Origin of the sequence: Klebsiella sp. CN_Kp073, assembly GCF_040065495.2 — a bacterium.
In the GTDB taxonomy this organism is placed as follows: Bacteria; Pseudomonadota; Gammaproteobacteria; order Enterobacterales; family Enterobacteriaceae; genus Klebsiella; species Klebsiella aerogenes.
Window position 1 is genome coordinate 2,762,645 of sequence record NZ_CM198051.1, and the last position, 21,314, is coordinate 2,783,958.

The following is a 21,314-nucleotide window of genomic DNA, read 5'->3' on the forward strand; positions in this document are numbered from 1 at the left end:
AACGAAACGATTTGTCGAATCAGGAGGTTAACAATGAATGCTGAACAAACGACGGGACGGGTCTGGAACCGTCGCCGGACGGAAAAACAGCGGCGGCTGGCCGAAACGAAGATTGCCGGCAAAGTCATCCCCACTGACCAACTGGTCAGCGTACTGGAAAATCTGCTCGCCCCTGGCGACCGGGTAGTACTGGAAGGTAACAACCAGAAGCAGGCTGATTTCCTCTCCCGCATGCTCGCCGAGGTCAATCCGCAGAAAATCCACGACCTGCATATGATTATGCCAAGCGTCGGGCGCAGCGAGCATCTGGACCTGTTTGAAAAAGGCATTGCCCGTAAACTGGATTTCTCTTTCTCCGGCACGCAAAGCCTGCGCATCTCGCAACTGCTGGAAGATGGTCTGCTCGAAATCGGCGCCATCCACACCTATATCGAACTCTACTCCCGCCTGTATGTCGATCTGTCGCCAAACGTCGCGCTGATCGCCGGCTATAAAGCTGACCGTAAAGGCAACCTGTATACCGGACCGAGTACCGAAGATACCCCGGCGCTGGTAGAAGCCGCCGCCTTCCACGACGGCATTGTGATAGCCCAGGTCAACGAACTGGTGGACGACGAATGCGATCTGCCGCGCGTCGATATTCCCGGCTCGTGGATCGATTACGTGGTGGTCGCCGACAAACCGTTCTTTATTGAACCGCTGTTCACCCGCGACCCGCGTCTGATTAAGCAAGAACACATTCTGATGGCGATGATGGCGATTAAAGGCATCTACGCGGAGCATCAGGTGCAGTCGCTTAACCACGGTATCGGTTTTAATACCGCCGCCATCGAGCTGCTGCTGCCCACCTACGGCGAACAGCTCGGCCTGAAAGGCAAAATCTGTAAACACTGGACGCTGAACCCGCACCCTACCTTAATCCCGGCCATCGAGAGCGGTTGGGTGGAGAGCGTGCACTGCTTCGGCGGCGAACTGGGGATGGAAGAGTACATCCGCGCCCGCCCGGATATCTTCTTTACCGGCCCGGACGGGTCGATGCGTTCTAACCGCGCCTTCTGCCAGCTGGCAGGTCAGTACGCGGTAGATATGTTTATCGGTTCGACCCTGCAGGTTGATGGTCTGGCCAACTCCTCCACCGTCACCCGCGGCCGCCTTTCCGGCTTCGGCGGCGCGCCGAACATGGGCCACGACCCGCACGGTCGCCGCCACGCCACCCCGGCCTGGCTCAATATGATCACTGAACCAGACCCGATGCAGCGCGGTAAAAAACTGGTGGTGCAGATGGTCGAAACCTTCCAGGCCGGCGTGAAACCGACCTTCGTTGAAACGCTCGATGCGGTCGAGGTCGCCAAAACTTCCGGCATGCCGCTGGCGCCGGTGATGATTTACGGCGATGACGTGACCCACGTGCTGACCGAAGAGGGTATCGCTTACCTGTACCGGGCGGAAAGCCTTGAAGAGCGCCGGGCGATGGTCGCCGCGGTGGCCGGGATCACCGATATTGGCCTCGGCGTGGACGCCAAACGCGTCGCCGCGCTGCGCCAGAGCGGCAAAGTGGTGTACCCGGAAGATATCGGCATTCGCCGCAGTGATGCCACCCGCTCACTACTGGCCGCCGGCAGCGTCGCCGACCTGGTGAAATGGTCCGACGGACTGTATAACCCACCGGCAAAATTCCGGAGCTGGTAATGAAAAAACTCTCCCCCCTACACGCAGAAAGCCGCGTCAGCTGGCTGGCGCATACCGCCAGCGCGTGTCTGATTGACGAAGCCCGTCTGAGCCCGAAACCGGGTCTGGTCGATAGTCGCGGCAACGGCGCGCATCAGGATCTCAATCTGGACCTGATGGAACGCTCCGCCCGTAGCCTACAGCCGACGTTTCACGCGCTGGCGCAGCAAAGCTGGCAGCGTCCGGCGGATATCGCCCTGCGCGAAACCGTCGGCCGCCTCGGTCGCGAAGGTGAAGCGCAGATGATGATGGCGACGGGTGGAGTTAACACCCACCGCGGCGCTATCTGGGCGCTGGGCCTGCTGGTCAGCGCGGTGGCGATGTTGGGTGGAGAGGGTCAATCACAGGCGATCGCCGCCGCCGCCGCCTCCCTCGCCCGCCTGCCTGACGGCTTCGCGCCGAAAAGCTTTAGTAAAGGGCTGCGCGCCAGCCGTCGCTGGCAGGTGCCGGGGGCACGCGAGGAAGCGCAGCGCGGATTTCCGCATGTTACCGCCCTGGCGCTGCCGCAACTGCAGCAAAGCCGGGCGCGAGGCGCCAGCGAGCCGCAGGCGCGCCTCGACGCGCTGATGGCCATCATGACCTCGCTGAGCGATACCTGCGTGCTGTCGCGGGCCGGCATGAACGGCCTGCACGCCATGCAGCAAGGCGCCCGTGAGGTTCTGGCGGCGGGCGGTTGCGCCAGCGTCGCCGGTCGCGCCGCGCTGGCGCGCCTCGATGCGCAGATGCTGGCGCAAAACGCCTCGCCGGGTGGTGCGGCCGATCTCCTTGCCGCCACCCTGTTTCTCGACCGGGTTTCCGGCTAACGCATTCAGAGGATGTTATGGAACAGATTACATTGTCATTTCCTGCCAACCGCGCCCTCAGCGGCAAAGCATTGGCAGGGGTCGTAGGTTCAGGCGATATGGAAGTGCTTTATACCGCCGCACAGGGCGCCACGCTCAACGTACAAATCACCACCTCAGTGGATAACAGCCAGGCGCGCTGGCAGGCGCTGTTCGACAGGTTGAACCTGATCAACGGTCTGCCCGCCGGGCAGTTGATTATCCACGACTTCGGCGCCACGCCGGGCGTCGCCCGTATTCGTATTGAACAAGTATTTGAGGAGGCTGCTCATGCGTAACGATCGCAGCTTTATTGAACTGCGCGCTCGCGAACGCGCCCACGCCCTGCTGGACGACGGCAGCTACCGCGAACTGCTGGATCCGTTTGAAGGCATTATGTCGCCGTGGCTCGGCGCGCAGGGCATCGTCCCGCAGTCCGACGACGGTATGGTGGTCGCCAAAGGCACTATCAACGGCCAACCTGCGGTGGTAATTGCCATCGAAGGCACCTTCCAGGGCGGCAGCATGGGCGAAGTCTCCGGCGCCAAAATGGCCGCCGCACTGGAGCTGGCGGCGGAAGATAACCGCAACGGTATCCCGACGCAGGCGGTACTGTGCCTCGAAACCGGCGGCGTACGTCTGCAGGAGGCCAACCTCGGTCTGGCCGCCATCGCCGATATTCATGCCGCGATTGTCGACCTGCGCCGCTACACCCCGGTGGTCGGCATTATTACCGGTACCGTCGGCTGCTTCGGCGGCATGTCCATCGCCGCGGCGCTGTGCAGCTACCTTATAGTCACCCGTGAAGCCCGTCTCGGCCTCAACGGCCCGCAGGTTATCGAGCAGGAAGCCGGAATTGAAGAGTACGACTCCCGTAACCGTCCGTTTATCTGGAGCATGACCGGCGGCGAAATTCGCGCCGCCAGCGGCTTGGTCGACGCGCTGGTTAACGATGGCGTTAACGCGGTTAAAACCGCAATGAATGAGGCGATCGCCAAAGGTGTACCGGCACAACACCGCAGCGACAACTATGACGATTATCTGCGTCGCTTGAGCCAATTCGATACCCGCCAGCAGGCGGATACCGCGCAGATTAAACAGCTTTTTGCCCGGGAGGATAAATAATGAGTCAGTTCCCAAACCGCGCCGCGCTATGGCTGAACAAACTGGCGCCCAACGCGCCGCTGATGAGTGGTCTGTGCCCTTCAGTGCAGGTCGCAGATGGCCAGATTGATGGCGAAAACGTCCGCTTTATCGCCGTGGTGCCTGACGCTAACAACCACTACCCGCGCGCCGCCGGTGGCGAAGTCGGACTGCTGGAAGGCTGGACGCTGGCGAAAGTGGTCAACGAAACCATCGCCGCCGACGCCGATCGGCCTGTCAAACGGCCGATCGTCGCGGTAATTGATGTCCCGAGCCAGGCCTATGGCCGCCGCGAAGAAGCCTTTGGCATCCACCAGGCCCTGGCCGGGGCGGCAGGCGCCTACGCCAAAGCCCGTCTTGCCGGCCACCCGGTGATTGGCCTGATTGTCGGAAAAGCGATGTCCGGGGCGTTTCTGGCCCACGGCTATCAGGCCAACCGCCTGATCGCCTTTAACGATAGCGGCGTGCTGGTTCACGCGATGGGTAAAGAATCGGCGGCGCGTATTACGCTGCGTACCGTAGAAGCGCTGGAGAAACTGGCGGCGACGATCCCGCCGATGGCCTACGACGTCAGCAACTACGCTACGCTCGGCCTGCTCTCCGCCCTGCTCGATATCAACCATCCGGATGCGCCAGACGAAGGCGATCTGTCGCTGGTCAGCCGTACCCTGCGCGACGCCATCGCTGACGCGCGCACCGATACCTCACTGAAGTGCCGCCTGGGCGCGGAAAACCGCCGCAGCTCACAACTGGTTCGCGATCGCATGCGCGCCAGCTGGTAAGACGTTCGTACGTAAGTAGTAGAAGAAAACCTGCCGGAAGCAGTCTCCCGGAGCGCGGAATAAACGCTCCGGGAAGGGACGGCTTTTAGAAAAAATAACAATCGCGCCAGTACTCTATTTTATTTACAGGTGATTTATGACTTATGTGATTATTCATGCTCTCGCGCCCATTTTCGTCATTATGCTGCTGGGTTTCTGGGCCGGAAAGGCCGGGATGGTAGATAACAAAAACGTCTCGCTGCTTAATATTTTTGTAATGGATTTTGCCTTACCCGCCACGCTGTTTAGCGCGACGGTACAAACGCCGTGGGCCGGTATCGTCGCCCAGTCGCCACTGGTGCTGGTGCTGACCGGCGCGATGTGGATCACCTATGCCGCAATCTACTTCCTCGCCACCAGCGTGTTCAAACGTACGCCGCAGGATGCCGCGGTGCTGACCCTCACCGTCGCCCTGCCAAACTATGCCGCGCTGGGTCTGCCGATCCTCGGCAGCGTGCTGGGTGAAGGCGCGTCAACCTCGCTGTCGGTGGCGGTTTCTATCGCCTGCGGCTCGGTGCTGATGACCCCGTTCTGCCTGCTGATTCTGGAGCGTGAAAAAGCCCGCGCCGCGGGTGAAAACAGCGGTTCTACGCTGGAGATGCTGCCGGTGCTGATGTGGCGTTCGGTGAAAAAACCGATCGTCTGGGGCCCGCTGCTTGGGGTGGTGCTTTCCGCTATCGGCATTAAAATGCCGGACCTGCTGCTGGCGTCGATCAAACCGCTGGGCCTTGCCGCCACCGCCGCCGCGCTGTTCCTTACCGGGGTGATCCTGTCGGCACGTAAACTGCAGCTCAATGCGCTGATCGCTACCTCAACCATCGTGAAACTGCTGGTGCAGCCGTTTATTGCCTGGGGTCTGGTGATGTTACTTGGTCTGCACGGCTCTATCGCCATTACCGCGATCCTGATGATTGCGCTGGCCGCCGGCTTCTTCGGCGTGGTCTTCGGCAACCGCTTCGGCGTGCAGTCTCCGGATGCTGAAGCCGTGCTGCTGTTAAGCTCGGTTCTGTGTATCCTGTCGCTACCGCTGTTTATCTCTTTGACTTCAGGACTGTAAACCATGTCATCAACGCCGCGTCCCCACGATTTAGTTTGGTTAAACCACGCCAGCGCTCTGGAAGACATTGCCGAGTCGTGGGTGGCTCAGCAGTGGCGAGCCGCGCTGCCGGTGGTGGTGAGGCGCGACGTTGACGACCAGGCCCGCATCCCGGTTGGAGTGCGGGGCATGAAGCGCGAGCAGCGCGCCGCTGGCTGGGTACAGGCGCACAATATCGTGCGCAGCGTCACCCCGGAGATGCTTGTCGAGCGCGAAGCATTACTCTGCTCGCCGTTTGTCTCGCAGCCGCCGGTCCAGGCGGCTATCGCCCTCACCTTACACCGCTGGCCCTGGGGCTGGGGCGTCACCGGCAGTACCGGCTACGCGCTGGCAACCGAAATCCCGGTGCTGCATGCGGCAAGCGATCTGGATCTGCTGATCCGCGCGCCGCAGCCGCTGGACCGTGAGGCCTTGCTGGAATGGCAGGCCCGGGTGGCCCAACTACCGTGCCGCGCCGATACCCAGGTAGAAACCCCCTACGGCGCCTTCGCCCTTAATGAGTGGCTGCGCGATGGCCGCGCGCTGCTGAAAACATCCCGTGGCGCGCGCTTAACCGCGACGCCGTGGCACAGGGAGGAATGATGAAGATTTTATTTACGTTTCCCGGTCAGGGCGGTCAGCGCCCCGCGATGCTGGCGGCAATCCCCGATCGCGAGGCTATCCTCTCCCAGGCGCGCGCCGTGCTGGGGGATGAAGTCGATACTCTCGATAGCGCCGATGCGCTAAAGCATACCCGTGCGGTCCAGCTTTGTCTGCTGATCGCCGGGGTGGCCTGGGCGCGCGAGCTTCAGCGTCAGGGTGTGGATCCGCAGATGGTCAGCGGTCTGTCCATCGGCGCGTTTCCGGCTGCGGTGATTGCCGGCGCGCTCGATTTCGCCAGCGCGCTGCGGCTGGTGGCGCTGCGCGGCGATTTAATGGAGCAGGCTTATCCCGAAGGTTACGGGCTGACGGCGATTATGGGGCTGACCCGCCCGCGGATTGAGGCGCTGATGCAGGGCCACGAGGTGTATCTCGCCAACCTGAACGCCGAAACGCAGATCGTGATCGCCGGGCGCGATGAAGCCATGGCCGAGGTGGCGCAGCTGGCGCTGCAGGCTGGCGCCAGTAAAGCCCAACGGCTGGCGGTCAGCGTGCCGTCGCACTGCGCGCTGTTGGCTAAACCGGCCGCCGCCCTGGCAAAAGCCTTCGCCGAGGTCACCTTAACGCGCCCTCAGCGCGCCTATTTAAGCGGCTCGACGGCGCGCGTACTGTGGGATCCGCAGCGGATCGCCGACGATCTGGCGATGAACATGGCGCGCACCGTACATTGGCAGGAGGCGATGATCGCCGCCGATGAACGCGACGCGAGACTGGCAATCGAGATGCCGCCCGGCGGCGTGCTCACCTGCCTGACCCGCCAGGCGGGCTGGCGCGGCGAGACCATTGCGCTGGAGCGCAGCGGCGTAGACGTCGCCCGCCATCTTGCAAAGCGGCTTAGCGATTAATACTGCGGGCGTACATGCGTCCTTCCGCCGCCAGCGCCAGCAGGTCGGCATCGCGCTCGCGATGGTGTGAATAGACGATAGAGATCAGCTGGCGCATCTGATAGGGTTCCGCCAGCTTTAACAGCTGCACATCGTTTTCATAGACTTTCTTCATGCGACCCGGCAGCAGCGCGAAGCCGACGCCCGCCTGCACCAGGCTTATCATCGAAAAGATATCATTCACCCTGGTCACAATTTCCGGCTCAAAACCGGCTACCTGAAAAGCCTCCTGAAACCCGGCATAAGTCGCAAACCCTTCCGCCAGCGAGACAAACTTGCGATCGGCGTAATCGCGCAGGTCGGCGAGCTGCGAGGTATCCAGCTGTTCCGTCGCCGGCGCGGCGAGGAAGATATCATCTTCAAACAGCGGCACCACGTCGAAGGCCGAATTATTGTACTCGCCTTCATTGGTGGCGATTAAAATAGCGTCAAGGGCATCGTCTTCCAGCATATCCAGCAGCATCTGGTTGGAGCCCATCGTCAGATCCAGTTCAAGCTCCGGGCGACGCAGCTTCATCCCCATAATGATGCGCGGAACGGTTTCCAGCGTCAGCGAATAGAGAGTACCGATGCGCAACCGCCCCTGACCAACGCCGGCGACTTTGCGCGTCGCCTCAAGCCCGCGGCTCATCAGACTCATCACATCCTGGCAGTATTCGAGCAGCGTCCACGCCGCCTGCAGCGGCAGCAGGTTGCGCCCTTTGTGGACAAACAGCGGGCAGCCGACCCCCTCTTCGAGCGTATGCAGTGCGCGGTGAACGCTAACGCTGCTGAGCTTCATGGCTTCGGCGGTTCTGGCGATATTGCCCTTCGCCATAAACATCATAAAGACCGACAGCTTGCGGAAGGTGATCTCCTGGTTGATATCGTCTTTCATAGCCCTTCCACACTCCTGGTTTAATTTTCTGTTTCAATTCAAACCAGTATATCTTTTATGAGGCCAAAGTTGCAGGCAGCGCGCGGCGTCAGCCGGTAAATAACGCAAAAAAGGGAAGACCATGGTCTTCCCTTTTATTCACTGCCTGGATGCGTCGTTACAGCGCCATATCGTGCTGCGGCGAGGCTTCGCGCGGCGTCTCTGCCGGTTTGGCGGTCGCGGTCGGCGCGGACTCTGGCATCTGAATGACCGGAGGCTTAGTCAACTGCAGCGTCGCGGCGGTGTCATCCCAAACCTGCTGGGTCAGCGCCACGTTACCGTTTAACTTCTCGCCGTAGCTCGGCACGATGGCGCGAATGCGGCTCTGCCATTCCGGCGAGTTAAACTGCTGCGGGAACATCTGCTTGAGAACGTTCAGGGTGATCGGCGCGGCGGTGGAAGCACCTGGCGATGCGCCGAGCAGCGCAGAAATCGTTTTCTGCTGATCGACCACCACTTCGGTACCGAGCTTCAGAACGCCGCCCTTCTCCGCGTCTTTTTTGATGATCTGCACGCGCTGACCGGCCTGAATCAGTTTCCAGTCTTCTTTGCGCGCGTTCGGGTAGTACTCTTTCAGCGCCGCAAAGCGGTCATCATCGCTGAGCATAACCTGGCTAATCAGGTACTTCACCAGATCGAAGTTGTCGAGGCCAACGTGGGTCATCGGCAGTACGTTGCTGGTGGTGGTGGTGCTCAACAGATCGAAGAACGAACCGTTTTTCAGGAACTTGGTGGAGAAGGTGGCGAATGGTCCGAACAGCACCACGCGCTTACCATCGAGGTAACGAGCATCCAGGTGCGGTACCGACATCGGCGGCGCGCCAACCGAGGCCTGACCATAGACTTTCTGCTGGTGCAGTTTAGTCAGCTCCGGGTTTTCGGTCATCAGGAACGAGCCGCCTACCGGGAAGCCCGCATAGTTGTCCGCTTCCGGAATGCCGGTTTTCTGCAGCAGCTTCAGCGCGCCGCCGCCGGCGCCGATGAAGACATATTTGGCGTCGACAGCCTGCTCTTCACCGCTCTTCACGTTCTTAATCGTCACGTGCCAGGAGTTGTCGGCATTGCGTTTGAAATCGGTGACTTCAGAAGAGGTCTGCAGCGAGAAATTGCTGCTCTTTTTCAGGCTGCCGATCAGCTGACGGGTGATTTCACCGTAGTTCACGTCGGTACCGACCGGCGTCCAGGTGGCGGCCACTTTTTGCTGCGGATCGCGTCCTTCCATGACCAACGGCGCCCACTGTTTAATTTGCGCGTGATCGGTGGAGAATTTCATTCCCTGGAATAAGGTAGTCTGCTGCAGCGCGTTATAACGCTTTTGCAGATAATCAACATTATCGCCCCACACGAAACTCATATGCGGCGTGGAATTAATAAACGAGTGCGGGTCGTGCAAAATACCGCGTTTGACCTGCGCCGACCAGAACTGGCGCGAAATCATAAACTGTTCATTGATATCTAGCGCTTTGCTGACATCAATAGAACCGTCTGCACGCTGCGGCGTGTAGTTCAGTTCCATATTTGCCGAGTGACCGGTACCGGCGTTATTCCAGCCGTTAGAGGACTCCAGCGCGACGCCGTCGAGTTTCTCCACCATCACCTGTTTCCACTCCGGCTGCAGTTCCTGCAGCCAGGTGCCCAGCGAAGCGCTCATGATGCCGCCGCCGATCAGCAGAAAATCAGTTTTTTTCGAGGTATCGCCATTCGCGTAGGTCGCCGTACTGACGAACATCGCTAATGCGGTCATAGATATAATCGTTTTTTTAATTGCAGGCATAATAGAAATATCGCGTAGCAAAAGTGTAATAAGAGCCGTCATATTAACGCACTTTTACTTTATTTTAAAATATCATTTACACTTCGATATTTTAATGCAAACAGTTTTTTAACTTAAAAAAGCAGTTTATTTATTTCACTGGCGGTTATTGTGAAAATTGCGGCAAAAAAAGCAGGATTATTCAGGCGATAAGAAATATAGCGCCGGTTTATTTAGTTATTTAACAAACCGGCGCGGCGAGGAAATTAATTGACGTTACATGGCGTTTTCTCTTGCGCTTCACCCAAAGCGATACGCAGATGGTTGTTGTTTTCGCTTAGCAGATCCCGCGCCTGCCAGGCATCAAGCCCCGTCATCAGCATCAGAATCGCCGTCCGACAATGCTGATTGCAACTGGCCAGCGCAGCTTTGGCTTGCGCGCGCGTACACTCTGTGGCGGCCATCACCATGGCGATTTGCCGCTCCTCCCAACGCGGGCTGGTTGCCTGGAGGTCTACGCGCAGGTTGCCGTACACCTTGCCGCTGCGTACCGCCAGGCCGGTAGTTAACAGGGTGAGGATCTGCCGCTGCGCCAGTTGCGCTTTCGGGTTGCCATAACCGGCTACCGCCTCCGGCCCGGTCTGCGGCGCAATAATAATATCCGCCAGCTGCGCAGCCTCGCTGTCGCTTAGCTGCGTCAGTAGCGCAATCGGCGCTCCCAGCGACCAGGCGTGACGCATGGCTCCCCACACCCACGGTGTTTTGCCGCTGACGGAAAGGGCCAACAGCATATCGTTGGCGCTGAAGGCATGTAGCTGCAAATCGCGCACGCCCGCGTCATAATCGTTAGCCGCCATCTCGGCCGCCTGCAGCGAGCTCTCTTCGCCGCCGGCGATAATCGCCACCAGTGAGTGATTGGCTTCAGGGGAATAGTCATTAACCGTTTGCAACGCCGCCTGCCCGGATGCCCCGGCGCCAATGATCACCAGCCGTCCTCCCCGGCTCAGGGTCGCCGCGGCGTTATCCACCAGCCGGGTAATCTGCGGCAGGCAGGCATCGATGGCGACGGCTATCTGTTTGTTATCCTGCTGCAGCAGGGTCAGCATATCGAGGGTGGCGAGCGTATCGATATGGCGCGTTTGCGGGTGGCGTCGTTCCAGCATTGATGCGGTTGGCTTACTGCTCATAAAACCTCCATTTAAAACCGAACTCACTGCGGCTACATCAATAGCAATGACATATCCATTCATTCATCACGGCTATTTGATTGATGCGGTCAGTGTAAAGCCTTCATCCACGGCTTTACCGCCACGGGGGTCACAGTTTGTTCACTCGACACCTAATCGCGGCGCGATTGCGCGTTATCCGAGCATGAGGGCTACGCATGTCAGGCAGCGGATATCCGGTAAGCCGGTTTTACTGTTATTACACGGCTTTATGAAAGCCGCCCTATCGGCGATAATGATCGTTCAACGAATTGACCGGGGTTGTCATGAAGGAAGCCGAGCTACAGCCGCCCGCACGTAAGCGCGCCCGCAGCCTGAAATTAAGTACCGCCGTCACGCTGATGATTGGCAGCGTTATCGGCGCGGTGCTGCTGCTGGTCTACGCGCTATGGTTTATGCAGATCAGCAACGCCACCCGCGACGGCTTAAAAGAGACGGCGCTGGCGGTGGCGCGCACCATGGCCGATATGCCGCAGGTGAAGCGCGGCCTCAGCGAGCCGCCGCAGAGCAATATTATTCAGCCGCTGGCGCAGGCCATTACCCGACGTAACGATCTGCTTTACGCGATTGTGACCGACATGCGCGGTATCCGCTATTCGCATCCGGATAGCGCCATCATCGGTAAACCGTTTATCGGCGAGGATATCCGCCCGACGCTCGCCGGGCGCGAAAACGTGGCGATTAACCACGGCGTACTGGCGCCGGCGCTGCGCGTGTTCACCCCGGTATTCAATGAACAGCATCAACAGATAGGCGTGGTGGTGGTGGGGATTTCGCTGAGTAAAGTCGACGAACAGATCGCCAATAGCCGCTGGGACGTCCTGCTGACCATTCTGTTCAGTGCGCTGGTCTGCGCAATCGGCACCTGGAGCCTGGTGCGCGGCTTGAAGCGTATTTTGCTGGGGCTGGAGCCGCAGGATATCTCTACCCAGTTCCAACAGCGTCAGGCGATGCTGCACTCGCTCAAAGAAGGCGTGATCGCTGTGGATAGCAGCGGCCAGGTCACGCTAATTAACCCGGCCGCCCGCGGCATGTTACTTAGCGGGCCGGATAAAAGCATCGATCGCACCCCGCTGCTGGCGGACCTGCAGGAAGTTCTGCGCAGCGGCGAGCCCATCTATGACCGCGCGCTCGGCTGTAATGGCTTGTTGCTGATTAGCAATACCGTCCCGGTGCGCAGCCAGAACGCCATCGTTGGCGCCATCAGCACCTTCCGCGATAAAACCGAGATGAGCCAACTGGTGCAACGGCTGGATGGCATGATGAGCTACGTCGATGCCCTGCGCACCACTTCGCACGAATTTATGAACAAGCTGCACGTGATCCTCGGCCTGCTGAATATGAAAAGCTATGACAAGCTGGAAGAATATGTGCTGCAAACCGCCCATGCCTATCAGGCCGACATCGGCGAAATTCAGCACCGGATAAAATCGCCGGTGGTCGCCGGCTTCCTGATTGGTAAAATCCAGCGCGCCAAAGAGCGAGGCTTCACCTTGAACCTCGCCGAAGAAAGCCTGGTGCCGGATTGCCCGAATGAAAAACAGGTCACCGTGCTGGTAACGGTATTAGGTAATCTCATTGAAAATGCGCTGGATGCGATGAGCGGCCAGGCGGAAGGTGAAGTGAGCCTGCTATTGCACTATCAGGATGGCTGGCTAAGCGGTGAAGTCAGCGACGACGGCCCGGGGATCCCGGCGGCCAATATCGACGCCATTTTTAATAAGGGCTTCTCCACCAAAGGCGAGAATCGCGGCGTCGGCCTGTTTCTCGCCAACCAGCAGCTCCACGAACTCGGCGGCACGCTAGCCGTTGAGTCCGAGCCTGGCGTATTTACCCAATTTTTTGTTCACCTGCCCTGGGATAGTAAAAGGAAAAAAGCGTGATAAATGTATTGATTGTTGACGACGATGCGATGGTTGCCGAGCTGAATCGCCTGTACGTGGCGCGCATCCCCGGTTTCAGCTGCTGCGGCACCGCGTCGACGCTCGGCAAAGCCCAGGAGATGATTAACGACCCGCAGATGGCGATCGATTTAGTACTGCTGGACGTTTATATGCAGCAGGATAGCGGCCTGGATCTGCTGCCGACCATTCGCGCCAGCGGCCGCGCCATCGACGTGATTATGATAACCTCCGCCGCCGATGCCGCCACCGTTCAAACCGCCATGCACTACGGCGTGGTGGATTATCTGATTAAACCTTTCCAGTTCCCGCGCTTTGAAGAGGCGCTGACCGCATGGCGCGAAAAGCGCAAACTGATGACCGGCCAGCCCTATTACGAGCAGGCGGATGTCGATCGTCTGTTGCACGGCGGCGCGCCGGAAGCGGCTGACGCGCGTAAGCTACCGAAAGGCTTAACGGCGCAAACCCTACGCACGCTGTGCCAGTGGATTGACAGCCACCCTGATGTGGAATTTTCTACCGATGAGCTGGCGGCGGCGGTGAATATCTCGCGCGTCTCCTGCCGCAAATATCTGATCTGGCTCGCGCAGATCAATATTCTCTATACGACCATCCATTACGGCGCGACCGGCCGACCGGTGTATCGCTACCGCCTGGTCGCCGAGCAGTACGGCCTGCTCAAGCAGTACAGTCAGTAATCTGGTAGCCGCTGTCGCGCAGCTGAAAGCGGATGCGCTGCGGTGACGATAGAATCACGTTGCGGTTTTTGGTGACAAAAATCGCTTCAATGTCGTCCCGCTGGCGCAGCGCCGCGCAGCCCTTCTCCACGCCAAGGCCATACAGCAGCGTGGTCCAGATATCGCCGTCCAGTGAATCCGCGGAAATGACCGTGACGCTGTCGAGTTCGTTATCCAATGGATAGCCGCTGCGCGGATCGAGGATATGGTGCCAGCGTTTGCCATCCTGCTCGAAATAGCGTTCATAGGTGCCTGAAGTGACAACCGACTGCCCGCTAACGGCAATCGAGCCGATAAGTTCCTGCGCCGCGGCAAAGGGTTTTTTCAGCCCAATCGCCCATTCCCCTAACGTATGTACATTGCCGCCGAGATTAATCAGCGCCTGTTCGATCCCCTGCTGGCCCAGGTAATCGCGTACCCGATCGGCGATATATCCTTTGGCGATTGCGCCAAGGTCAATTTCCATTCCAGCCTGCGCCAGCCACACGCTCTGCTTTTCGTCATCAAGAATGACATCCTGCGGGCGGGTTAACGGCAGCCGCGCCGCAATATCCGCCGCCGACGGCACGCTATGCCCCTGAAAGCCAATGCGCCACAGTTTAACCAGCGGGCCAATAGCCAGATTAAAGGCGCTGTCGCGCACCATACTGGCGGCTTTAGCGCACTTAATCAGCTGGTACACCGGACGGCTAACGGTAACGGGATGACGCCCGGCGGCATGGTTGATATTCATTACCTGCGACTGCGCGCGGTTAACGGTGAGCAGATCTTCGTAGCGTTTAATTAACTGAAATACGCGGGAGGCCAGTGCCTCATCGTGGGAATAGAGTTTGAGCAGGATGGGCGAGCCCATCAACACGGCGGAGTAGCTATAGACGCGGTTATCGGACATCGGGCTCTCCTTAGAAGGGATAAGCCGGGCGGCTAAACCAGCCCGGCATCAGCAATTACCTATTATCCTCTGGCACGTTTCGCCGCCTGATGGCCCGCGAGGGTACCGAAGATGATGATATCCGCGACCGCGTTACCGCCGATGCGGTTACCGCCATGGATACCGCCAACCACTTCACCCGCGGCGTAGGCGCCGCGAATCGGCTGCTGTGCCACATTCAGCACTTCGCCATCGGTATTAATGGTCACGCCGCCCATAGTGTGGTGTACCCCTGGGGCAATACGAATGGCGTGGAACGGGCCTTCGTTAATCGGCGCGCGCAGCGCGGTTGTGCGGCCAAACGCTTCATCGTGCTGTTTTTCCACCGCGCCGTTGTAGCATTCCAGGGTAGCGAGGAACGCATGGTAATCCATCCCCAGTTTCTCCGCCAGTTCACGCGGCGAGCTGGCGCTGGTGACGAAGCCTTTGGCGATATACTCGTCGGCGGCTTTGTTTTTCGCCCGCACATGCTCGTCGAAGACGATGTAAGCATAGTGTTCCGGCAGCGCGATAATCGCCGCAGACACTTTATCGCGGGTCTCCATCTCGTTGAAGAAGCGGTTCCCCTGCTGGTTAACGAGAATAGCGCCGCCGCCGCGAATCGATTCGGAAATCAGGTACGAGGTCTGCTGCTCGACGGTCGGGTGAATTTGAATTTCGCCCATGTCCACGGTGCCGGCGCCAATACGTTCCAGCAGCGCGATACCGCTACCGGTCGCCCCTTTATGGTTGGTGGTCACGAAGCCTTCGAGGTCAGGACGATATTTCACCACCATCGCGCTGTTGGCGCTGAAGCCGCCGGTCGCCACGATAATACTTTTGGTCTGCACTTCGATGATCTCTTGTTCATCGTTGATAAGACGCACGCCGCTCACTTCGTCGTCGCGCATCAGGATCTCTTCTACCGAGGTATCCAGCAGCACATCGATACCGCGTTTGGTGATATTACGCACCAGACCGCTAATCAGGTAGCCGCCAACCGCCGATCCGTCGCGCGGACGGTGGGTACGGTCGATACTCATCCCGCCGGTGGTGGTGATATCGTTAAGCATAATCCCACGGTCCGCCAGCCATTCAATGGCTTGCGGCGCGTTTTCAACGAAACGGCGCAGCAGCTGCGGGTTGTTTTTGTTGTGGCCGCCCTTCAGGGTTTCCTGATAGAACAACTCTTTACTGTCCTGAATACCTTTGACGCGCTGGAAGCGGGTTTCCGCGGCGTTCATCCCGGCGGAAGCTTTGATGGTGTTGCCGCCAATAGTCGGCATTTTTTCGACGATCAGCACGCTGGCGCCTTCGTCGTGGGCCTGAATCGCCGCGGCCAGACCGGCGCCGCCGCTCCCCACCACCACAACGTCATAGCTTTTCGGCGCGGTATCGTTGCCGCCCTCTTCCGCGGCCAGCGCTTTGCTGGATTTCAGCATCGCTTTGGACACCGCTTTTTTCACCGCTTCGCTCTGGCTGGTCGCGCCGGAGATAGCATCGACGTGCGGCGTGTTGGCGGTCAGAATACGTTCGCGGATCTCTTCGAAGCTGGTGGTAAATTCAACGCTCTGTACTGGGCTTGCGGCCAGCTCGATATCCGCAATGCGATCGTTTTCGAGGCTGACGTTAATGACCAGTTCGTTGGCATCGTCCTGAACGGTTTCGACAAACATCCCCGGTTTAAATTTCGCGTCGCCCATGCTCATGTCGCGGATCATCGCTTCGACCAGCGAGAAACGCCACAGCGGTTCCGGAATATGCAGCGCCTCGCGCTGGGTGCTGTCGATAAAGAGTTCCAGCTCTTCGCCGGCGGCGATACGTGAAGCCCAGTCCGGATAGGCGATGCAGGCGCGGCCGACGGCCATCAGGTCATAACCGTGATCGAGGCCCTGTTCGGCGTCGGCTGCGTTAACTACCCCGCCGACGCCCATCACCGGCACCTGCGCCAGCGTTTCAGAACGCATGGCGCAGTATTTTTCAATCAGCGGCGTCGGATCGCTGGTATCAACGATAGACGGGCGCAGCGTCGCGCCAACCGAGAAATGCAGATAATCGACGCCGCGGGAGGCCAGTTTCTCCAGCAGATACATGGTGTCGTCGAAGCGGATCCCCGGGACTTCCATCTCTTCCGGCGAGAAGCGATAGCCGATAATAAAGGCATCGTCAGCGTACTGACGGGCCATTTTATGCGTGATGTCCAGTACCGCCAGCGGGAATCTGGCGCGGTTGTCACGGCTGCCGCCCCACTGGTCGTCACGCTGGTTGGAGTTCGGTGAATAGAACTGCTGGATAAGATAGGTGTTGGCGCCGTGGATTTCGACGCCGTCGAAACCGGCAAGAATCGCGCGACGCACGCCGTCGCCAAATTTGGCGATCATGCCTTCGACTTCTTCACCACTGAGGGCGCGCGGCATGGCGGCGCCGTCGCGCGGCGCGGCAATGGCGCTCGGCGCCACCGGCTGGCGACCGCCAATCAATTGCGGGTCAACCATGCGACCGCCGTGGTAAATCTGCAAAATCGCTTTTGAGCCTTCCGCTTTAATCGCTTCGGCGATTTTCGCCAGCCCGGCGATTTTTTCATCGTTATCGATGCCGATAGCGCCCGGGAAGGCCAGACCATAATCATCAATAAAGCAGCATTCAACGATGATAGTCCCGATGCTGCCGGCGCGGGCGCGATAGTATTCAACGAGCTCGCTGGTGACGGTACCATCGAAATAACCGGTGCAGGTGGTCATTGGCGCCATTAGCAAACGGTTTTTCAGTTCAGTCCCATTCGGTAAAGTAAATGGCTGCAGAATTCGTTCGTTACTGGTCATATTAATACTCCAGATTTTAAATATTGAAATTCAGAATTGGGTGACGGAAATTTTATTGATTGTTTATTTTCATTCCTGTTGTCATGCCAATAATATAGCGTGTTTTTTAGTTACTAAATTAATTACGTTAGTTAAAAAACTATTTAATACCTGCAATAACAGCAATACCTCCATTGTATTATTAAATTTATATATCGTATTTACATAATACAAATGAATGATAACATTTCGGTCACTTTTGTTAACGCTAGAAAAACGCGCAAAACAAAAATAAAACACTAAATTTCAACAATTTAAATAATTAATTGCTTTAGCCATTTATTATTTTTTAAGCGTTCCATTAACAATTAACGTTTCTTGCGGATAATAACCACATCATCATATGTGGTTATTGCCAAACGAAAAAAAAGATCCAGATCACCTGTTTTTTTTGATCTCGATCAATTGCAATGCAACGTGAAAGCGCAATATATAAATACCCAATGAATTTAATTTAACGCCGCGAAAAACGCGTTAAATAACCGTTTAAGCAACAAGCAATCTCGACAATTAATAATTAAAGAAACTTTCGCAACTAAAAAAATCGAGTGTTGTAAGCGAAGACGGAACCGTATTTTCAACTACTAGCAGATACTCATTATGAAAGAGAAAAAGACAACCATACCGCCTGCCGGTGCCGCGTCTAACGCGGCGTATAAACGTCTGATCATGATGGCGTTGCCCATTATCGTCGCCGTACTGCTGCTGTTCGTCCCGGTGCCTGACGGCTTACCGCCTTTCGCCTGGCACTATTTTGCTATCTTCGTTGGCGTCATCGTCGGCCTTATCTTCGAACCGCTGCCGGGCGCCGTTATCGGTATCACCGGGGTGGTGGTGATTGCTTTATGTAGCCAGTGGCTACTGTTCAGCCCGGAACAGATGGCGGCGCCAAGCTTTAAGCTGGCCGGCGCGTCATTTAAATGGGCGGTGAGCGGCTTTGGCAACTCTACCGTGTGGCTTATCTTCGGCGCGTTCATGTTCGCCGCCGGCTATGACAAAACCCAGTTCGGCCGCCGTCTGGCGCTGATTCTGGTAAAATATCTTGGCCGCCGCAGCCTGACGCTGGGCTACGCCATTACCTTCGCTGACCTGCTGCTGGCGCCGTTTACCCCGTCCAACACCGCACGTAGCGGCGGGACCATCTACCCGATTATCGCTAACCTGCCGCCGCTGTACGGTTCTAAACCTAACGATCCGAGCGCACGCCGTATTGGTTCTTATCTGATGTGGGTAGCTATTACCGCCGCCTGTATCACCAGTTCCATGTTCCTGTCGGCGCTGGCGCCGAACCTGCTGGCGCTGGCGCTGGTAAAAAGCATCGTTGGTATCAACATCTCCTGGGGTACCTGGTTTATCGCCTTCCTGCCGCTCGGTATCCTGTTGATTCTGGCCATGCCGCTGCTGGCGTACTGGTTCTATCCGCCAGAAGTTAAAATCAATAACGAAGTACCGCTGTGGGCCGCTCGTGAACTGGAGAAACTGGGCAAACTGTCGCGCAATGAAATCCTGCTGCTGGTGTTTGTTTGCTTCGCACTGATGATGTGGATCTTCGCCGCCGACTGGATTGAACCGGCGCTGGCTGCCCTGCTGGTTATCGTGCTGATGCTGTGGACCGGCGTGCTGTCCTGGAGCGATATAACCAACAACAAAGCGGCGTGGAATACCTTTGTCTGGTTCGCCACGCTGGTCGCGCTGGCTGACGGTCTCTCCTCCACTGGTTTCATCGCCTGGTTGGGTAAAGAAGGCGGCGCGCTGATGAGCGGTATTTCTCCGGGCGTTGCGACCATCGTCCTGCTGCTGGCGTTCTATCTGCTGCACTACCTGTTCGCCAGTACCACCGCGCACACTACCGCGCTGCTGCCGGCCATGCTGACCATCGCTTCGACTATTCCGGGAATGAATATGCAAGTCTTCGTCCTGCTGATGGTGACCTCGCTGGGCGTGATGGGCATCATCACCCCGTACGGTACCGGTCCGAGCCCGATTTACTACGGCAGCGGCTATCTGCCGACCAAAGACTACTGGCGCCTCGGCACCATCTTCGGCGCCATCTTCCTGGCCGCCCTGCTGCTGATTGGCTATCCGTGGATGTCCATGATGTTCTGATTCATAACCGCCGGGTCTTCCCCCGGCGGTTTTTATCTTTATGGAGTATGTGAATATGTCGACGAAACCCTTTGTTTATCAAGACCCGTTCCCGATGGCGCATGACGATACCGAATACTATTTGCTCAGCAAAGAGCTCGTCTCCGTCGCCGAATTCGATGGTCAGGAAGTATTGAAAGTGGAACCACAGGCGTTAACCCTGCTGGCGCAACAGGCCTTCCACGATGCCGCTTTTATGCTGCGCGTCTCACATCAGCAGCAGGTCGCGGCCATTCTGCTCGACCCGCAGGCCAGCGAAAACGACAAATACGTCGCGCTGCAGTTCCTGCGTAATTCCGAAATTGCCGCCAAAGGCGTGCTGCCAACCTGCCAGGATACCGGCACCGCCATCATCATGGGTAAAAAAGGCCAGCGCGTATGGACCGGCGGCGGCGATGAAGCCGCGCTGGCGCAGGGCGTCTATAACACCTATACCGAAGACAACCTGCGTTACTCGCAGAATGCGCCGCTGGATATGTATAAAGAGGTCAACACCGGCACCAACCTTCCGGCGCAGATCGATCTCTACAGCGTCGACGGCGACGAATATAAATTCCTGTGCATGGCGAAAGGCGGCGGTTCCGCCAACAAAACCTATCTGTACCAGGAAACCAAAGCGTTAATCACCCCGGCGAAGCTGAAAAACTATCTCGTCGAGAAGATGCGTACCCTCGGTACCGCGGCCTGCCCGCCCTACCACATCGCTTTTGTGATCGGCGGCACCTCGGCGGAAGCCACGCTGAAGACCGTTAAGCTGGCTTCCGCCCGCTACTATGACGACCTGCCGACCGCAGGCAACGAGCACGGTCAGGCCTTCCGCGATGTGCAGCTGGAGCAAGAGCTGCTGCAAGAAGCGCAAAATCTCGGTCTCGGCGCGCAGTTCGGCGGGAAATATTTCGCCCACGATATCCGCGTTATCCGTCTGCCGCGCCACGGCGCTTCGTGCCCGATCGGCATGGGCGTCTCCTGCTCCGCCGACCGCAATATCAAAGCTAAAATCAACCGCGACGGCATCTGGATTGAAAAACTGGAAAGCAACCCGGGGAAATACATTCCTGAACACCTGCGCCAGCAAGGCGAAGGCAATGTGGTTAGCATCAACCTGAACCAGCCGATGAGCGAAATCCTGGCACAGCTGTCGGCGCACCCGGTCTCCACGCGTCTGAGCCTTAACGGCACTATTATCGTAGCCCGCGACATTGCCCACGCGAAACTGAAAGAGCTTATCGATAACGGCGAAGCGCTGCCGCAGTACGTGAAAGATCACCCGATCTACTACGCCGGTCCGGCCAAAACGCCGGCTGGTTACGCCTCCGGCTCCCTGGGCCCGACCACCGCGGGACGTATGGATTCCTACGTCGATCTGCTGCAATCGCACGGCGCCAGCATGGTAATGCTGGCCAAAGGCAACCGCAGCCAGCAGGTGACCGACGCCTGCCATAAACACGGCGGCTTCTACCTCGGCAGCATTGGCGGCCCGGCGGCAGTCCTTGCCCAACAGAGCATTAAGAGCCTCGAGTGCGTGGCTTATCCGGAGCTGGGAATGGAAGCTATCTGGAAAATCGAAGTCGAAGATTTCCCGGCCTTTATTCTCGTTGATGATAAAGGTAACGATTTCTTCCAGCAGATCCAAAATCAGCAGTGCGCCGGTTGTAAACAACACGGCTAATTCCCTCCTCGCCCGGCGGCTCATCGTCGGGCGTATTCTCCCCCTTTATTCTTGAATTCACCCG

The 21,314-nt window shown here is 58.0% G+C and carries 17 protein-coding genes; 12 read left to right on the forward strand and 5 right to left on the reverse strand.

The window, feature by feature from the left end:
* Positions 1-33 precede the first annotated feature (33 nt).
* The 8 genes from mdcA (at position 34) to mdcH (ending at position 7,093) form a co-directional block, all read left to right on the forward strand.
* Entirely contained in the window at positions 34-1,689 is a 1,656-nt protein-coding gene (mdcA, locus tag ABLV66_RS13340) for a malonate decarboxylase subunit alpha (protein ID WP_315710288.1), read from the forward strand.
* Entirely contained in the window at positions 1,689-2,531 is an 843-nt protein-coding gene (locus tag ABLV66_RS13345; RefSeq protein ID WP_047042900.1) for a triphosphoribosyl-dephospho-CoA synthase, read from the forward strand. Before mdcA ends, ABLV66_RS13345 begins: the two co-directional genes overlap by 1 nt.
* Positions 2,532-2,548: 17 nt before the next feature.
* Positions 2,549-2,848, forward strand: coding sequence for a malonate decarboxylase acyl carrier protein (mdcC, locus tag ABLV66_RS13350; RefSeq protein WP_008805033.1), 300 nt, complete (start codon positions 2,549-2,551; stop codon positions 2,846-2,848).
* A complete protein-coding gene (locus ABLV66_RS13355; RefSeq protein ID WP_012541866.1) occupies positions 2,841-3,674 on the forward strand; it encodes a biotin-independent malonate decarboxylase subunit beta in 834 nt (277 codons plus the stop codon). Before mdcC ends, ABLV66_RS13355 begins: the two co-directional genes overlap by 8 nt.
* A complete protein-coding gene (gene mdcE / locus ABLV66_RS13360; RefSeq protein WP_213797280.1) occupies positions 3,674-4,474 on the forward strand; it encodes a biotin-independent malonate decarboxylase subunit gamma in 801 nt (266 codons plus the stop codon). Before ABLV66_RS13355 ends, mdcE begins: the two co-directional genes overlap by 1 nt.
* Before the next feature lie 136 nt (positions 4,475-4,610).
* Positions 4,611-5,570: an AEC family transporter gene (locus tag ABLV66_RS13365; RefSeq protein ID WP_348877181.1), complete on the forward strand. Its 960-nt coding sequence runs from the start codon at positions 4,611-4,613 to the stop codon at positions 5,568-5,570.
* Between the two features lie 3 nt (positions 5,571-5,573).
* The gene (locus ABLV66_RS13370) at positions 5,574-6,191 is read left to right on the forward strand and encodes a malonate decarboxylase holo-ACP synthase (RefSeq protein WP_348877180.1); all 618 of its coding nucleotides are present in this window, start codon (positions 5,574-5,576) and stop codon (positions 6,189-6,191) included.
* Complete coding sequence (gene mdcH / locus ABLV66_RS13375; RefSeq protein WP_348877211.1) at positions 6,191-7,093, forward strand: malonate decarboxylase subunit epsilon; 903 nt, start codon at positions 6,191-6,193, stop codon at positions 7,091-7,093. Before ABLV66_RS13370 ends, mdcH begins: the two co-directional genes overlap by 1 nt.
* Here mdcH and ABLV66_RS13380 read toward each other — a convergent pair.
* The 3 genes from ABLV66_RS13380 to ABLV66_RS13390 form a co-directional block, all read right to left on the reverse strand.
* Entirely contained in the window at positions 7,083-8,009 is a 927-nt protein-coding gene (locus tag ABLV66_RS13380; RefSeq protein WP_045392340.1) for a LysR family transcriptional regulator, read from the reverse strand. The genes mdcH and ABLV66_RS13380 overlap by 11 nt on opposite strands.
* Positions 8,010-8,166: 157 nt before the next feature.
* Complete coding sequence (gene mqo, locus ABLV66_RS13385; protein WP_321140167.1) at positions 8,167-9,777, reverse strand: malate dehydrogenase (quinone); 1,611 nt, start codon at positions 9,775-9,777, stop codon at positions 8,167-8,169.
* 290 nt (positions 9,778-10,067) lie between these two features.
* The gene (locus ABLV66_RS13390) at positions 10,068-10,988 is read right to left on the reverse strand and encodes an N-acetylmuramic acid 6-phosphate etherase (RefSeq protein WP_045392343.1); all 921 of its coding nucleotides are present in this window, start codon (positions 10,986-10,988) and stop codon (positions 10,068-10,070) included.
* Between the two features lie 305 nt (positions 10,989-11,293).
* Here ABLV66_RS13390 and ABLV66_RS13395 point away from each other — a divergent pair, with 305 nt between their 5' ends.
* Together ABLV66_RS13395 and dcuR are read left to right on the forward strand one after the other, a co-directional pair.
* On the forward strand, positions 11,294-12,910 hold the full coding sequence (locus ABLV66_RS13395) for a sensor histidine kinase (RefSeq protein ID WP_045392345.1): 1,617 nt from the start codon (positions 11,294-11,296) through the stop codon (positions 12,908-12,910).
* On the forward strand, positions 12,907-13,626 hold the full coding sequence (gene dcuR, locus ABLV66_RS13400; RefSeq protein ID WP_047042881.1) for a two-component system response regulator DcuR: 720 nt from the start codon (positions 12,907-12,909) through the stop codon (positions 13,624-13,626). The genes ABLV66_RS13395 and dcuR overlap by 4 nt, the downstream gene beginning before the upstream one ends.
* Here dcuR and ABLV66_RS13405 read toward each other — a convergent pair.
* Together ABLV66_RS13405 and ABLV66_RS13410 are read right to left on the reverse strand one after the other, a co-directional pair.
* A complete protein-coding gene (locus tag ABLV66_RS13405) occupies positions 13,607-14,557 on the reverse strand; it encodes an FAD:protein FMN transferase (RefSeq protein ID WP_047077725.1) in 951 nt (316 codons plus the stop codon). The two genes, dcuR and ABLV66_RS13405, sit on opposite strands and share 20 nt — an antisense overlap.
* A gap of 62 nt (positions 14,558-14,619) precedes the next feature.
* The gene (locus ABLV66_RS13410) at positions 14,620-17,397 is read right to left on the reverse strand and encodes an NADH-dependent fumarate reductase (RefSeq protein WP_348877179.1); all 2,778 of its coding nucleotides are present in this window, start codon (positions 17,395-17,397) and stop codon (positions 14,620-14,622) included.
* A 639-nt stretch (positions 17,398-18,036) separates the two neighbouring features.
* Here ABLV66_RS13410 and ABLV66_RS13415 point away from each other — a divergent pair.
* Together ABLV66_RS13415 and fumA are read left to right on the forward strand one after the other, a co-directional pair.
* Entirely contained in the window at positions 18,037-19,542 is a 1,506-nt protein-coding gene (locus ABLV66_RS13415) for an anion permease (RefSeq protein ID WP_015366800.1), read from the forward strand.
* A gap of 55 nt (positions 19,543-19,597) precedes the next feature.
* The gene (gene fumA / locus ABLV66_RS13420; RefSeq protein ID WP_348877178.1) at positions 19,598-21,250 is read left to right on the forward strand and encodes a class I fumarate hydratase FumA; all 1,653 of its coding nucleotides are present in this window, start codon (positions 19,598-19,600) and stop codon (positions 21,248-21,250) included.
* Positions 21,251-21,314 lie beyond the last annotated feature (64 nt).